The following is a 15276-nucleotide window of genomic DNA, read 5'->3' on the forward strand; positions in this document are numbered from 1 at the left end:
CCGCAGGGCCCGACCGGAGGTGTCAGCCGACGTGCACCCGCGGCCGGCGTGAGCGGTCGGGTTCGGCCTCGCGCAGGACCTCCCGGGTGACGGGGGCGACCTCGCCCTGGCCGAAGAGGAAGAAGCGCAGGAAGTTGGTGAACGGGCTGCCCTCGGTCCACTCGAAGTAGATGTGCGGGATGCCGCCGGTGGTGTCGCGGACGTAGAGGAGCAGGGCGGCGAGGGCGTTGGGGATGGAGGCGGACTCCAGGGTGAGGACGCGGTAGCGGCCGTGCATGACCTCGCCGCGTACGTTCATGACGGACTCGAACTCCGAGGGGTCGCCCACGGTGACCTCCAGGAAGACGAAGTCCTCCTGGGGCGGGAGGTCGTGGTCGGCGCGGATCTGCTCGATCTTCTCGCGGTACTCGGTGATGTCGCGCTTGTCGGGCTCGTTGGCGATGAAGCGGATCCGCCGGCTCGCGATGTCCCGGGCGAACCGCTCGGCCATGTCGTCCAGGGTCACGCTGGTCACCCGCAGCTCGAAGGCACGGGCGAGCCGGGAGAGGAAGGAGACGAGCATGATGCCGGCGATGAAGCAGGCGCCGATCTTCACGCCGTCGGGGCGCTCGATGATGTTGACGACGGTCGTGTAGAGGAAGACGACCGAGATGACCGCGAACGCGATGGTCCAGTGCTTCTGGCGGGCCTTGCGGGCGGCGATGGTGACGGCGATGGCGGCGGAGCTGATCAGGACGAGGACACCGGTCGCGTACGCGCCGCCCTGGGCGTCGACGTCGGCGTCGAAGATCCAGGTGACCAGGAACGCGACCAGGGTGAAGACGATGACCATGGGGCGGACGGCGCGGGCCCAGTGCGGGGCCATGCCGTAGCGCGGGAGATAGCGCGGCATGAGGTTGAGCAGCCCGGCCATGGCGGAGGCGCCGGCGAACCAGAGGATGCAGATGGTGGAGACGTCGTAGACCGTGCCGAAGGCGTTGCCGAGGTATTCGTGGGCCAGGTAGGCGAGGGCGCGGCCGTTGGCCTGGCCGCCCGGCTCGAACTCCTTCTCCGGGATCAGCACGGTGGTGATGAAGCTGGTGACGATCAGGAAGACGCTCATGATCACGGCGGCGGTGGTCAGGAGCTTCTTGGTGTCGCGGATGCGCCCGGCGGGCTTCTCCTCGGTGTCGGACGGTTCGCCCTCGACGTGCGGCATGACCGCGACGCCGGTCTCGAAACCGGAGAGGCCGAGCGCGAGCTTCGGGAAGACCAGCAGGGACACGCCGATCATGGCCAGGACGTTGCCGTGTTCGGCGGTCAGCGCGGTGGTCCAGTCGGTGACGAGGTGCTCGTGGGTGATGACCTCCCAGACTCCCGCCACGGCGACCACGACGTTGAGCCCGAGGTAGATGCCCACGAGGACGACGGCGACGCCGATCGCCTCCAGGAAGCCCTTGAGGAAGACCGCGCCCAGCAGGGCCACCAGGAACAGGGTGATCACCATCTGCTTGTCGTGCAGGGCGCTGTTCAGGTGGGGGTTCTCCACCAGGTGGGTGGAGGCGTCGGCCGCCGAGAGGGTGATGGTGATCAGGAAGTCGGTGGCGGCGAAGCCGAGCAGGGTGAGGACGAACAGCTTGCCCTTCCAGAAGGAGAGCAGGCGTTCCAGCATCGCGATGGAGCCCTCGCCGTGCGGGCTCTCCTCCGCGACCCGGCGGTAGACGGGCAGGGCTCCCGCCAGGGTGACGATGACGAGCACGATGGTCGCGACGGGGGAGAGGAGTCCGGCCGCGAGGGCGGCGATGCCGGGCTGGTAGCCGAGCGTGGAGAAGTAGTCGACGCCGGTCAGGCACATGACGCGCCACCAGCGCTGTCCCTTGTGCACGGGCGCGGGCTCGGTGGCCGGGCGGGGCAGCTGACGGCCCTTGCCCTTGCCCATGTCGGACAGGCCTTCCAGCATCCACGCCCGCAAGCGGCTCGGCGGGGCGGGCTCGGTGCTGGCCATCGGTGACTCTCCTGACGTACGTCTCGTCGAACGGTTCCGGCCATCGAGGAGACGGCGCCCATCAGCGTATGCAGAGAGTGATCCCGAGGCCTGAGCGTGAAGGGGCCTCGGGCGTCAAGCTTGCGTTAAGACCGGCCGGTCGCGCATCACGGGAGCGCCGAGAGAGCGGTGTTCGTCGCCCGTTCAGGTGTCCATCGGCTCAGGGCTCGGCAGGTCCCGCCTCCCGGATGTCCGCCGAAAGTGGCCGGATCTGGTGGGTGAGGGATGGATGCGCGGGGGTGGGGACGGGCTGCGTGAGGGGTGCCGGGGCGAGGGGTGCGTGGGCGAGGGGTGCGGTCCGAAACGGCGGCGGAGCGGTCCCGCCGCCGCGGACCCACCGCGCTCGGTGACCCAACTCACATCCCCTCGCGGTGACCTGACGCCTCGTCGGCTCGTCTTGCGGGAGTGACGGGGAGTGACGGAGGCCGGTTCGGTCGCCGACCCGATGTCCGATGAGGTGCCGAATGCCCGAAGTGAGGATGATCACTCGACTTTGTGGCCCTTTCGGAAAATTGCGCCATGTACATGACCATATAGTCACGGCATGCACAAAATGATCTATGTCGGGATAGCCGCCGTGACCGCGGCTCTCATGTCCACGCCGGCCACCGCCGGCACCCTCGGCCACGGCACCGCGCCGTCCGCCGGGAAGAGGCCGGTCTCCGGCCTGCTGTCTCCGGACGAGGAGACCCGGCTGCACAAGGCCGTCGCCGCGGACGACGAGGCGCGCGGGGGCGTCATCGCCGACTACAACGGCAAGAAGATCAATCTCGCCGAGGGCTGGCAGGGAGCCCAGGTCTGCGGCGAGGACCCGGACACGGGCGAGGCCAAGTGCTGGGACTCCGTCGAGGACTCCAACCGCGACGCGGCCGACGCGGCGCACGCTTCGCCGAGCACCAGCACCAGCACCAGCACGAGCACGAGCGCGAGCGCCACGAAGACCGCGAAGGGCAAGAAGACGGCGATGGCCGCCGCGGCCCGTCCGGCCGCGGCTCCCGCCGACGGTGACACCGGCGACGGCACCGGCGACGACTACACCGACGACGCCACCGGCGACGGCGGCAGCACCACGCCGGCCCCCGATCAGCCGGAACCTGCAGGCCCCGGCTCCGGCATCATCTCCAAGCTGTACACGGCCTGCCCCGCGGGCAACGTCTGCCTGTGGGCGGACGCCGGCTACAAGGGCCGCATGCTGAAGTTCCCGACCCACGACACCGCCAAGACCCGGCACCTGTCCGAGTGGGGCTTCCGGGACAAGACGTCGAGCGCGTACGTCAACCGCCCGCAGCGCGGTGTCGAGTGCTACGACATCCGCACCGGACAGCCTGATCCCCACCTGTTCCTGGGCGCCGGGTATTCCCTCTACAAGAACTTCAAGGGCTACGACTACCCCTGGCTCTCGGGTGGTGGCAACTGGAACGACAAGGTCGACGCCATCAAGTACTGAGTCGACGCCATCGAGCTATGACCTGACCTGACGTCCCACGTCCGACGGCGGAGGCCCCGACCGGGCCCCCGCCGTCCTCCCCCCACTAGGAGACGATCGTGATCATCCGCCGTGCCGCCGCTTTCGTGGCCCTCCCCGTCCTCGCCGTGTGCCTGCTGGCCACGGCCTGCACCAGCGAGGCCCCCAAGGAGTCGGCCATCCCCGAGAAGTTCCCCGCGACCGGCGACAGCGCGGACATGAAGTCCAACGCGAAGGCGCTGCGCGACTACGGCAGGGCCCACAGCCTCGCGCGGGTCACCGAGGACGTCGAGCGCATCCAGGAACGTACCGACGGCCATGCTCTGATCTCCACCGACATCGGGGCCGAGGACGACGCGATCGGCAGGGCCGAGAAGGTCGCCGCCGCCTACCGCGCCTACGCGAAGGGCGACGGCAAGGAGGTCTCGGTGACCGTCTACAACGTCTACGGCGACTCGCTGGTGACGCGATAGCCGGACCGCTCGTCCTGCTAGCCCCTCAGACGAGGTGGGCGAAGACCACCAGGTTGTCGGTGTAGTCCTTGACGGCACGGTCGTAGGTGCCGGCGCAGGTGATGAGGCGGACCTCGGCGTCGGGGGTGTCGGCGTACACCTTGTCGTCGGGGAAGGCGTCCTTCGCGTAGGTCTCCGCGCTGTCGACGACGAACGACGCCGTCCGGCCGTCGGACCGCTCGACGCTGAACTTGTCGCCCTTCTTCAGGTCTCCGAGACCCGCGAACACGGCGGCGGAGGTCTTCGTGTCGACGTGCCCGGCGATGATCGCCGTCCCCACCTCGCCGGGGGAGACGCCCTTGGCGTACCAGCCCACCAGGTTCGTGTCGTCCGGGGGCGGCGGCTGGAGCTTGCCCGTGGTGTCGAGGGTGAGCTCGGTGAAGGGCGCGTCCACCGAGATCTTCGGGATGCGCAGCCGGATCGGCTCGGCCCGCGGGAGATGCTTCGCGGCCGGCCGGTCGTTCGAGGGGGAGGCCGAGGACCCGGGCGCGTGCACGTGCCGGGGGGCCGCCGCGGCGGGAGTGGTGGGGGAGGGGCCGGACGACTCGTCCTGGCGGTGGAGCACGTTCGTGGCCAGCAGGACCGCGATGCCGGCGCACCACACGACCCACGTCGCACGGCGTCGGAAGGTCCGCGCGGGTGACGTGGGCGGGGTCTCGGCTGGAGAGGACAACCGGGCTGCCATCGGGTACCACCTCATCGGATCGGGGCAGCGGAGCGGACTGGGCGGGAGTGCCGGGGACAGCGGGACGGTTGACGGAAGCAAGTTCAGCGGGATCGTTCAGACAGCCACCGGAAGCGGGACGGGCAACACCGGGGACGGAAGCGGGGCCGGCGAAGGGCCGGCGACACGACGAGCAGGACGGTCGACGGGACGAGCCGGACGGCCGACACGACAAGCAGGACGGACGGCGGGACGAGCAGGACGACCGGTGGGGCGATCAGGACGGCCGGTGGGGCGAGCGACGAGAGCCGACGGGACGGGCACGACGGCCGACGGGACGAACAGGAACTGCCGGTGGGGCGATCAGGACGGCCGGCGGGACGAGTAGGACAACCGGCGGGACGGGCAGGACAACCGGCACGGCAAGCCGGTCGGCCGGGGGAGGGACCGGCCGGGCCGCCACAGGGTGAGGGGGGTGGCGGCCCGGACCGCTATGTCGTCAGGCATGGTCAGGCCACACCACCGTTCGTGCTCCTACGGCGCAGCATGTACACGCCCGCGGCCGCGAGGCCCAGGACGCCCACTCCGCCCGCGGTGACACCGGACGACGTGGCGAGACCGCCGCCACCGGTGTGGACACCGCCGTGCGGCCGGCCGCCCTCCTCCTTGCTGCCCGAGTCCCACGAGCCCTTGCTGCTCGAGTCCCACGAGCCCGAGCCCTTCTCCGTGCCGGAGCCCCAGGAGCTGCCGCTGTCGGAGCTCGAGGAGTCCTTGTCCTTGTAGGTCTCCGGGTCGTACTTCTTGTCACCCTTCGAGGAGTCGTCCGTCTTGAGGGTCAGCGCACCGCCGCCGGTGTGCACGCCGCCCTCCGGCTTCTGGTGGTGCCAGCTGGGCTTGCCGTGCTCGCTCTCGCTGTCCTTGCCGTGCTCGGCGCCGTAGCCGGAGTCTTCCTTGCCGGAGTCCTCGTGCTCCTTGCCGTAGCCGGAGTCTTCCTTGCTGGAGGAGGAAGAGGAGGAGGAGTCGCTGTGGTCCCAGTCACCGGCGAACGCGCCGGGGGCGCCGATGGCGAGGGCGGCGGTGGCCGTCGCGGCGGCCAGGAGCATGCGGGCAGATCGCATTGTCGGAGTCCTTCCGTCAGAACCGGGCCGAGCTGACCTCTTGTCAGCAGGCAAAAACCCGGTGCGACGTGATCCACCGTCAAGCCGAAGTGCGCGGCCCACCACTTGGGAAGTGCGCCCGGACCGCGGCTGGGCCCCCGTCCGGCGGTCACTCCGATGCCTGCCCGCCGACGGTCCGACCTGTCTGACCTGCCGATTCGTCGTGCCCGCCGCGGGACGGAGCCGCCATGCGGGGGGTTTGTCGGATGACCCGATCGGCGGTGACACGTCTGCTCCGCCCGATGAGCCGTGCGGGGTCCTGACCGTCAGATCCCTTTGCCCTGAAGGCTCTTGTCCTGATGAAGGCGGGGAGCGGGCGACCGCCCGGGATCGTCTTCCGGAGCCGTCATCCAGGGCCGTCACCCAGGGCCGCAGGACTGCCGTGCACGGCATCACCCAGGGCCGTCACTCAGGGCCCACACTCGGGCCGTCACCCAGGGCCGTCGCCCGGGATCGTCGTCCAGGCATGAGAAAGGCGGGGTTCGCAAACCCCGCCCGTTGCCTCAGGGCCCCTGGATCTGGATCTGGATCAGGGCCACACCAGGCAGTACGGCTGATGCCCCGCCTCGTGCAGGCGGTGGGAGAAGTCCTGCCACTCGTGCAGGAGCTGGTAGACGTTGAACGCGTCGCGCGGGCCGCCGCGGTCCGGGACGGTGGACCAGATGAAGGCGGCCGCGCCCACGGCCTCCTCGCCTATGCCGCGCAGCGGGTCGACGACGGTCATCGGAAGTTTGACCACGGCGTAGTCGGGGTGCAGGACGACGAGCTCCAGCGGCGGCACCTTGTTCAGGGGGACGCCTTCTATGCCGGTGAGGACCATCGCGGCCATCGTCTCCGGCTTGATCTTGGTGAACATGCCGTTCATGCCGAGTTCGTCGCCGCCGAGTTCCTCGGGGCGCATCGAGATCGGGACCCTGGCGGCCGTGGCGCCGTCCGGCGCGCCGAAATATTTGTACGTCACCCCCACTCGGCCACCATTCCCGCTCTCCGCCCGCAGTCGCTCGACCGCGCGATCGATCCGCTCGTCGGGGTCACCCTGCGAGCCCTGTACCTGGCCGGCTCTGCCGGCCGCCGCTTCCTCCGCCTCACGTCGGTGTTTCCCCCGCCGGGCACGCCGAGGGTTGAGGTCATCGGTCCCCTCGCCCAGTCCGCCACCGCGATGCATATCTCCACCCGACTGCTTTTCTAAGTCGCGCGACCCCCGCCACGCAACCCGATCATCGTGACAGTGACCTCCCCCACGGTCGCACGGCGAAACGTACGCCGAAACACCTGTCCGCGGGATCTTCGCGGCCCCTGAACACCGTCGTTCATGTGAGCTGTCCGTTCGTGCTCCCAGTTTCGCAGATGGCCGGGGGAAGGGACCCGGTTGTCGTCCCGGGCTCCGTCACACCGGCCCGGCGATGGCCGGGATCATTCTCTGTGGAGCCGTACGTCGGGCCGGGTCGCTGCGTTCACGGCGCCCCCGCTCTTCCCCGCGCGGTCCACCGGGGCCCCTGGCCTACCCTGAGGAGGTCACTAGCCCCCCGGAGTCGGAGACGTCGCAGGTCATGACCGAACTGCCTTATCCCTACGAAGCCCCAGCCTCGCAGTCGCTGTTCGACCGTGCGTCGGCCGTCACACCAGGTGGCGTGAATTCTCCGGTGCGCGCCTTCCGCGCCGTGGGCGGTACGCCCCGGTTCATGGTGTCCGGTACCGGTCCGTATCTGACCGACGCCGACGGCCGTGAGTACGTCGACCTCGTCTGCTCCTGGGGTCCGATGATCCTCGGGCACTCCCGCCCCGAGGTGGTCGCCGCCGTTCAGGAGGCCGTCGCGCGCGGTACGTCCTTCGGCACGCCCGGTGAGGGGGAGGTGGCCCTCGCCGAGGAGATCGTCGCCCGTGTCGAGCCCGTCGAGCAGGTCCGGCTCGTCTCCAGCGGCACCGAGGCCACCATGTCGGCCATCCGGCTCGCCCGCGGGTTCACCCGGCGTACGAAGGTGATCAAGTTCGCCGGCTGCTACCACGGCCACGTGGACTCGCTGCTGGCCGCGGCGGGCAGCGGGGTCGCGACCTTCGCGCTGCCCGACACGCCCGGCGTCACCGGTGCCCAGGCCGCCGACACCATCGTCCTGCCCTACAACGACCTCGAGGCCGTGCAGGCCGCGTTCCACGCGCACCCCGGTGAGATCGCCTGTGTGATCACCGAGGCCTCGCCCGGCAACATGGGTGTGGTGCCGCCGGCGCCCGGCTTCAACCAGGGCCTCAAGGACGCCTGCGCGAAGAACGGCGCCCTGTTCATCTCCGACGAGGTCATGACCGGCTTCCGCACGAGCAGGGCCGGCTGGTACGGGATCGACGGCGTGCGTCCCGACCTGATGACGTTCGGCAAGGTGATGGGCGGCGGCTTCCCGGCCGCCGCGTTCGGTGGCCGCGCGGACGTGATGGCGCACCTCGCGCCGGCCGGGCCGGTGTACCAGGCGGGCACGCTCTCGGGCAATCCCGTCGCCACGGCCGCCGGGCTCGCGCAGCTGCGGCTGCTCGACCAGGCCGCGTACGACACGATCGACGCGGTGTCGGAGCGGATCCGGACGCTGGTGAGCGAGGCGCTCGCCAAGGAGGGTGTGACCCACCGTCTGCAGAGCGCCTCCAACATGTTCTCCGTGTTCTTCACGGGACGCGAGGTGCGCGACTACGAGGACGCGAAGGGACAGGAGTCCTTCCGCTACACCGCGTTCTTCCACTCGATGCTGGCGCAGGGTGTCTACCTGCCGCCGTCGTCCTTCGAGTCGTGGTTCGTGTCGACGGCCCATGACGACCGGGCGGTTCAGAGGATCGCCGACGCCCTTCCGGCGGCGGCACGGGCAGCGGCGGAGGCCACGGCATGAGCGAGACCACCGGTACGAACGGCGCGGGCGACATCACGGTCGTTCATCTGATGCGGCACGGCGAGGTCGCCAACCCGGACGGGGTGCTCTACGGGCGGCTGCCCGGATATCACCTGTCCGAGCTGGGACGGCAGATGGCCGACCGGGTGGCCGAGCACCTCAGCACGCGCGATGTCACGCATGTCGTGGCCTCGCCGCTGGAGCGGGCGCAGGAGACGGCCACGCCGATCGCGAAGGCCCACGGGCTCGATCTGGCGACCGACGGGCGGCTCATCGAGGCCGACAACGTCTTCCAGGGCAAGACCTTCGGCGTCGGGGACGGCGCGCTGCGGCGGCCGGAGAACTGGAAGCACCTGGTCAACCCCTTCAAGCCGTCCTGGGGCGAGCCGTACGTGGACCAGGTCGTCCGCATGATGGGTGCGCTGGACGCCGCCAAGGACGCCGCGCGCGGCCACGAGGCGGTGCTGGTGAGTCATCAGCTGCCGATCTGGATCGTCCGCAGCTACGCGGAGAAGCGGCGGCTGTGGCACGACCCGCGCAAGCGGCAGTGCACCCTGGCGTCGCTGACGACGTTCACCTACCGCGGCGACAAGATCGTGTCGGTGGGCTACACCGAGCCCGCGCGCGATCTGGTGCCGGCTCATCTCCTGGCGGGCGCCAAGCCGGTGCCGGGCAAGAGCAAGGCGTTCGGGGCCTGATGCGCGCGGTCCGGCGCCCGGGGGCCGACGCCCGGGGGCCGGCGGGCGCATCCAAAACCCGGACCAAATGAGCGTATCTTCGTAAAATCATATAAATCACCGCGCGTTAAGCGGAACCTCGGACTTCATCGTGCCCTCTCATGGGATGCCAGCTGAAAGTCAGCTGAGAGGGTGCGATGAAAAGAGGACCGTATGCGGGACGTCAGCCGAAGGGGAATGATCGGCCTCGGTGCGGGTGCCGCGACCGCGCTCGGACTTGCCGCGTGCGGCACCACGTCGGGCAAGGACGCCGCGAGGCATCCCGACGCCTCCGCCACGGCGGGCACCGGGCGGCCGGGCGCCCCGAAGAAGCCGGCCGTGCGCCTCATCGGTGACGGCTCCACCGCCTACACCGGCAAGCAGCCGCGCCAGCCGGGGGCTCCCGTGCCGCTGGAACCCGGCGAGACCCCGCCGCAGTTCGTGGTCTTCTCCTGGGACGGAGCCGGCGAGGTCGGCACCGGCCTCTTCGACCGCTTCCTCCGGCTCGCCCGCCAGAACGACGCGCACATGACGTTCTTCCTCTCCGGCCTGTACGTGCTGCCCGAGTCGAAGAAGCGCCTCTACGACCCGCCGAACAACCCGCGCGGAGCCTCGGACATCGGGTACCTGAGCGACGACCACGTCCGCTCCACCCTGAAGCTGATCCGGCAGGCCTGGCTCGACGGCCACGAGATCGGCACCCACTTCAACGGCCACTTCTGCGGCGGCTCCGGCTCGGTCGGCAACTGGACGGCCCGGCAGTGGGCCAGCGAGATCGAGCAGGCCAAGTCCTTCGTCACCGAGTGGCGCACCAACACGGGCTGGACCGACCTGCCCCCGCTGCCCTTCGACTACGAGAAGGAGCTCATCGGCGCCCGCACCCCGTGCCTGCTCGGCCAGAACAGCCTGCTGCCCACCGCCAGGGAGCTCGGCTGGCGCTACGACGCCTCCTCGCCCGGCGGCGTCCAGCGCTGGCCGCAGAAGAAGGGCGGCCTGTGGGACCTGCCCCTGCAGGCCATGCCCTTCCCGGGGCACCGCTTCGAGGTCCTCTCGATGGACTACAACATCCTGGCCAACCAGTCGATCGCCACCACCCGGGCCCCCTCGTACAACTACCCGGGCTGGCGCACCCAGGCGTCCGCGTCGTACGTGGCGGGATTCAAGCGGGCCTTCGAGACGAACCGGGCGCCGTTCTTCATCGGCAACCACTTCGAGGAGTGGAACGGCGGCATCTACATGGACGCCGTCGAGCACGTCTTCACGCACATCGCCCGGCAGAAGCAGGACGGCGCCGACGTGCGCATCGTCTCCTTCCGGCAGTTCGTGGACTGGCTCGACGTCCAGCGGCCCGACGTGCTGGCGAAACTCCAGGCCATGGACGTGGCCGAGGAGCCCGTCGGCGGCTGGCACCGCTACCTTCGGGCGCAGGCCGCCTGAAATGCGGGTTTCCACCCGCAAGGGGGGTGCGGAAGATCCCCGAAACGGGCATGCGAAACTTTTCACATGAGTGCCGCCTGCCGCGCAGACCAGCGCCCGAACCGCCCCCGCGCCGCCCTTTACGCCGCGGGGGCCGCCGTCGCCGCGCTCGTGCTGTCCGCGTGCGGAGCCGGCGGCACCTCCGGTGGCGGGGACAACAGCAACTTCGTCCCCGGCAAGGACGGCATCTCCACCGTCGCCAAGGGGTCGAGGGACGCCGCCCCCGACCTCTCGGGCGAGACCATCGACGGCAAGCAGCTCGACGTCGCGGACTACAAGGGCAAGGTCGTCGTCCTCAACGTGTGGGGATCCTGGTGCCCGCCGTGCCGCGCCGAGACGCCGAACCTCGTCAAGGTCGCCAAGGACACCGCCGCCCAGGGCGTGCAGTTCGTCGGCATCAACACCCGTGACCCCAGCACCTCCCCGGCCAGGGCCTTCGAGAAGGCGCAGGGCGTCCCGTACCCCAGCCTGTACGACCCGACGGGCAAGCTGATGCTCCGCTTCAAGAAGGGCACGCTCAACCCGCAGACGATCCCCTCCACGATCATCATCGACCGGGACGGGAAGATCGCGGCCCGCACGCTGCAGGCGCTCAGCGAGGACAAGCTGCGCGAGATGCTCGACCCCGTTCTCGCGGAGAAGTGACCGACGTGTCCCTGCTCCAGACATCCACGCAGCTCGCCGCCTCGACCGACATGAACACCACGGTCTACAGCGGCGCGCTGCTGCTCGCGCTGCCCATCGCCGTGCTCGGCGGACTCGTCTCCTTCTTCTCGCCGTGCGTCCTGCCGCTGGTTCCCGGCTATCTGTCGTACGTCACCGGCGTCAGCGGCACCGACCTGGCGGACGCCCGACGGGGACGGATGGTCGCGGGCGCCAGTCTGTTCGTGCTCGGCTTCACCGCCGTGTTCGTCTCCGGCGGCGCGCTGTTCGGATACTTCGGCTCGACGCTGCACGAGTACAACGGCACCCTCAGCAAGATCCTCGGCGCGCTGATGATCGCGCTGGGCGTGTTCTTCATGGGGCTGATGCCCTGGCTCACCCAGCGCGAGTTCCGCTTCCACCGGCGGCCGGTGACCGGACTCGCGGGCGCACCGATACTGGGCGCGCTCTTCGGCATCGGCTGGACGCCGTGCCTGGGACCGACACTCACCTCGGTGAACATGCTCTCCATGGACCAGGCGAGCGCCGGACGCGGGGCCATACTGACGGTCGCCTACTGCCTCGGCCTGGGGGTGCCCTTCGTGCTCGCCGCGGTCGCCTTCCGCAAGGCGCTCGGCGCGTTCGGCTGGGTGAAGCGTCACTACACCTGGGTGATGCGGATCGGCGGCGGAATGATGATCGTGACCGGCCTTCTCCTGCTGACCGGTGCCTGGGACGGCATCGTGCAGCAGATGCAGACCTGGTCCGACGGCTTCACGGTAGGGATCTGACGCATGAGCAGCACTGACACCGGCAAGACGACCGGCCCGGCCGGCGCCGGGGAGCCGGCCGGCGAGGACGTTCCGGCCTCCCCGGAGACGCTGGACGCCCGCGAGATCGGCGAGGCCGGGGCGCAGCTGTCCACCGCGCCCGTGGAGACGGCGATGCCCGGCTCCTTCGGCGGCGCGCGCACCCCCGGCGCCCTGGGATGGATCGCCTGGACCGGCCGTGAGGTCACCGGCTGGGTCCGCTGGATCTGGCGCCAGCTCACGTCGATGCGGGTCGCGCTGATCCTGCTCTTCCTGCTGTCGCTCGGCGCCATCCCGGGCTCGCTGATCCCGCAGTCCGGCACCGACGCCGCGAAGGTGCAGCAGTTCAAGGACGCGCACAGTGTGCTCGGCCCGCTCTACGACCGGCTCGGCCTGTTCCACGTGTACAGCTCGGTGTGGTTCTCCGCGATCTACATCCTGCTGTTCGTCTCGCTCATCGGCTGCATCGTGCCCCGCACCTGGCAGTTCGTCGGACAGCTGCGCGGCCGTCCGCCGGGCGCCCCCCGGCGGCTGACCCGGCTGCCCGCGTACACGACCTGGCGCACCGCGGCCGAGCCCGAGCAGGTCCGCGAGATCGCCCTGAAGGTGCTCAAGGACAAGCGGTTCCGGGCGCACGTCGACAAGGACGCCGTCGCCGCCGAGAAGGGCTACCTCCGCGAGACCGGCAACCTGCTCTTCCACCTCGCGCTGATCGTGATGCTCGTCGCCTTCGCCTGGGGCCAGCTCTTCAAGTCCGAGGGCGACAAGCTGATCGTCGAGGGCGACGGCTTCTCCAACACGCTGCTGTCCTACGACGACTTCAAGTCCGGCAACCTCTTCAGCACCGACGACCTGACGCCGTTCAGCTTCGACCTGAAGAACTTCACCGGCACCTACGAGCGGTCCGGCCCCAACAAGGGCACGCCCCGTACGTACCAGGCGGCGATCACCTACAGCGAGGGCGCCTACGGCAAGGAGCGCAAGGCGCTCGTCAAGGTCAACGAGCCGCTCGTGATCGACGACACGAAGGTCTATCTGACCGCCCACGGCTACGCGCCCACGGTGACCGTCCGCGACGGCAAGGGCAAGGTCGTCTTCCACGACGCGGTGCCCATGCTGCCGCAGGACGGGAACGTCACCTCGGTCGGCGCGATCAAGGTCATGGACGGCTACAAGAACGCCCAGGGCACGACCGAACAGCTCGGCTTCTCCGGCGTCTTCGTGCCGACCTTCGCCGGGGCGGGCAAGGGCACCATGTTCTCCCAGTTCCCCGCGCTCGACTATCCCGTGCTCGCGCTGAACGGTTTCCACGGCAGCCTCGGGGTCGACGCCGGCCTCCCGCAGAACGTGTACCAGCTCGACACGTCCCACATGAAGCAGTTCAAGGACGCCAAGGGCGGGATCCTCAAGGCGCGGCTGCTGCCCGGCGAGACGATGACCCTGCCGGACGGCGCCGGTTCGATCACCTTCGACAAGGACATCAAGGAGTGGGCGAACTTCCAGGTCACCCAGCAGCCCGGCAGTGACTGGGCGCTGGCCGGGGCGTTCGCCGCGATCCTCGGACTCGCCGGTTCGCTGTTCATCCAGCGCCGCCGTGTCTGGGTGCGGGCGACCGCCGGCGACGACGGTGTCACCGTCGTCGAGATGGCCGGACTCGGCCGCAGCGAGTCCGCGAAACTGCCGGAAGAGCTCGGCGACCTGGCCGCGCTCGTGCACGAACAGGCACCCACCAAGCCCGACGAAGACGCGGCACCCACCGACGCCGACGCCGAATCCCCCGTACCCGCCGCCGAAGGGGCCGAGAAGCAGTGACGCTCGCCACCGCACACGACCTGGGCGCCGTGACCGAACTGGCCACCGCGACCAACGAACACCTCGCCAACATCAGCAACACGCTGATCTACTCCGCGATGGCCGTCTACACCCTGGCCTTCTTCGCCTTCATCGCCGAGTGGCTGTTCGGCAGCCGCAGCAAGGTCGCCCGCACCGCCGACGCGCTCACCGCGGACGGCGAGAAGGCGGCCGCGGCGGCTCCCGAAGTCACCGTGCGGAAGGCCGGCGGGACCTCCGTGCTGGAGCGGCCGAAGGTCGTCACCCGGTCCGCGACGGGCTCGCGGGACGTGCCCGACGGACCCGGCGCGCACGGCGGGGACGAGCAGGGCGACCTCTACGGGCGCATCGCGGTGTCCCTCAGCGTGCTGGCCTGGGGCGTCGAGGCGGCCGGTGTGCTCGCCCGCGCCCTGTCGGTGCGGCGGGCCCCGTGGGGCAACATGTACGAGTTCAACATCACCTTCTCCACCGTCGCCGTCGGGGTCTTCCTGCTCCTGCTCGCGCTGAAGAAGAACGTCCGCTGGCTCGGCCTCCCGCTGATCACCTCGGTCCTGCTCGACCTCGGCCTCGCGGTCACCGTCCTGTACACCGCGAGCGACCAGCTGGTCCCCGCGCTGCACTCGTACTGGCTGTACATCCACGTCTCGACCGCGATCCTGTGCGGCGCCGTCTTCTACGTGGGCGCCGTCGGCACGATCCTCTACCTCTTCAAGGACTCGTACGAGAACAAGCTCGTCAAGGGCGGGACGCCCGGCCGGTTCGCCACCTCCGTCATGGAGCGGCTGCCCGCCTCGGCCTCGCTCGACAAGTTCTCCTACCGGGTGAACGCCGCCGTCTTCCCGCTGTGGACCTTCACGATCATCGCGGGCGCGATCTGGGCGGGCGACGCCTGGGGCCGCTACTGGGGCTGGGACCCGAAGGAGACCTGGGCGTTCATCACCTGGGTCGCCTACGCCTGCCACCTGCACGCGCGTGCCACGGCCGGCTGGAAGGGCCGCAAGGCCGCCTACATCGCCCTGATCGCCTTCGCCTGCTGGCTGTTCAACTACTACGGCGTGAACATCTTCGTCAGCGGCAAGCACTCCTACGCGGGAGTCTGACCCTCCCCACAGACG

The 15276-nt window shown here is 69.8% G+C and carries 13 protein-coding genes; 9 read left to right on the plus strand and 4 right to left on the minus strand.

What is annotated here, in order from left to right:
- Positions 1-22 precede the first annotated feature (22 nt).
- Positions 23-1984, minus strand: a complete 1962-nt coding sequence (locus ACFYYF_RS05195) for an amino acid transporter (RefSeq protein ID WP_388771673.1) — start codon at positions 1982-1984, stop codon at positions 23-25.
- 583 nt (positions 1985-2567) lie between these two features.
- Here ACFYYF_RS05195 and ACFYYF_RS05200 point away from each other — a divergent pair.
- Together ACFYYF_RS05200 and ACFYYF_RS05205 are read left to right on the plus strand one after the other, a co-directional pair.
- Positions 2568-3470 carry a peptidase inhibitor family I36 protein gene (locus tag ACFYYF_RS05200; protein WP_388771674.1) on the plus strand — a complete coding sequence of 301 codons (903 nt, stop codon included), beginning with the start codon at positions 2568-2570 and terminating at the stop codon, positions 3468-3470.
- Between the two features lie 98 nt (positions 3471-3568).
- Positions 3569-3961, plus strand: a complete 393-nt coding sequence (locus ACFYYF_RS05205; protein ID WP_361677177.1) for a hypothetical protein — start codon at positions 3569-3571, stop codon at positions 3959-3961.
- Positions 3962-3986: 25 nt separating this feature from the next.
- Here ACFYYF_RS05205 and ACFYYF_RS05210 read toward each other — a convergent pair whose 3' ends face one another.
- From ACFYYF_RS05210 to ACFYYF_RS05220, 3 genes are all read right to left on the minus strand, one after another.
- On the minus strand, positions 3987-4685 hold the full coding sequence (locus ACFYYF_RS05210; RefSeq protein ID WP_388771677.1) for a class F sortase: 699 nt from the start codon (positions 4683-4685) through the stop codon (positions 3987-3989).
- Positions 4686-5173: 488 nt separating this feature from the next.
- On the minus strand, positions 5174-5782 hold the full coding sequence (locus ACFYYF_RS05215; RefSeq protein ID WP_361677171.1) for a hypothetical protein: 609 nt from the start codon (positions 5780-5782) through the stop codon (positions 5174-5176).
- A 568-nt stretch (positions 5783-6350) separates the two neighbouring features.
- Complete coding sequence (locus ACFYYF_RS05220; RefSeq protein WP_019061278.1) at positions 6351-6788, minus strand: hypothetical protein; 438 nt, start codon at positions 6786-6788, stop codon at positions 6351-6353.
- Between the two features lie 583 nt (positions 6789-7371).
- Here ACFYYF_RS05220 and hemL point away from each other — a divergent pair.
- The 7 genes from hemL to ccsB all read left to right on the plus strand — a co-directional run bounded on the left by hemL (position 7372) and on the right by ccsB (position 15261).
- Positions 7372-8688, plus strand: a complete 1317-nt coding sequence (gene hemL, locus ACFYYF_RS05225; RefSeq protein WP_365493569.1) for a glutamate-1-semialdehyde 2,1-aminomutase — start codon at positions 7372-7374, stop codon at positions 8686-8688.
- Positions 8685-9386, plus strand: a complete 702-nt coding sequence (locus tag ACFYYF_RS05230; protein WP_361677166.1) for a histidine phosphatase family protein — start codon at positions 8685-8687, stop codon at positions 9384-9386. Before hemL ends, ACFYYF_RS05230 begins: the two co-directional genes overlap by 4 nt.
- Positions 9387-9578: 192 nt before the next feature.
- Positions 9579-10841 (plus strand): hypothetical protein, encoded by a 1263-nt coding sequence (locus tag ACFYYF_RS05235; protein ID WP_388771680.1) that lies wholly within the window; start codon positions 9579-9581, stop codon positions 10839-10841.
- Positions 10842-10907: 66 nt separating this feature from the next.
- Entirely contained in the window at positions 10908-11525 is a 618-nt protein-coding gene (locus ACFYYF_RS05240) for a TlpA family protein disulfide reductase (protein WP_388771682.1), read from the plus strand.
- Positions 11526-11575: 50 nt separating this feature from the next.
- Positions 11576-12313 carry a cytochrome c biogenesis protein CcdA gene (locus ACFYYF_RS05245; RefSeq protein WP_361677359.1) on the plus strand — a complete coding sequence of 246 codons (738 nt, stop codon included), beginning with the start codon at positions 11576-11578 and terminating at the stop codon, positions 12311-12313.
- Between the two features lie 3 nt (positions 12314-12316).
- Positions 12317-14143: a cytochrome c biogenesis protein ResB gene (locus tag ACFYYF_RS05250; RefSeq protein ID WP_388771685.1), complete on the plus strand. Its 1827-nt coding sequence runs from the start codon at positions 12317-12319 to the stop codon at positions 14141-14143.
- Complete coding sequence (gene ccsB / locus ACFYYF_RS05255; protein WP_388771687.1) at positions 14140-15261, plus strand: c-type cytochrome biogenesis protein CcsB; 1122 nt, start codon at positions 14140-14142, stop codon at positions 15259-15261. Before ACFYYF_RS05250 ends, ccsB begins: the two co-directional genes overlap by 4 nt.
- Positions 15262-15276: the final 15 nt, after the last annotated feature.

The organism is Streptomyces sp. NPDC001914, from assembly GCF_042891215.1.
In the GTDB taxonomy this organism is placed as follows: Bacteria; Actinomycetota; Actinomycetes; order Streptomycetales; family Streptomycetaceae; genus Streptomyces.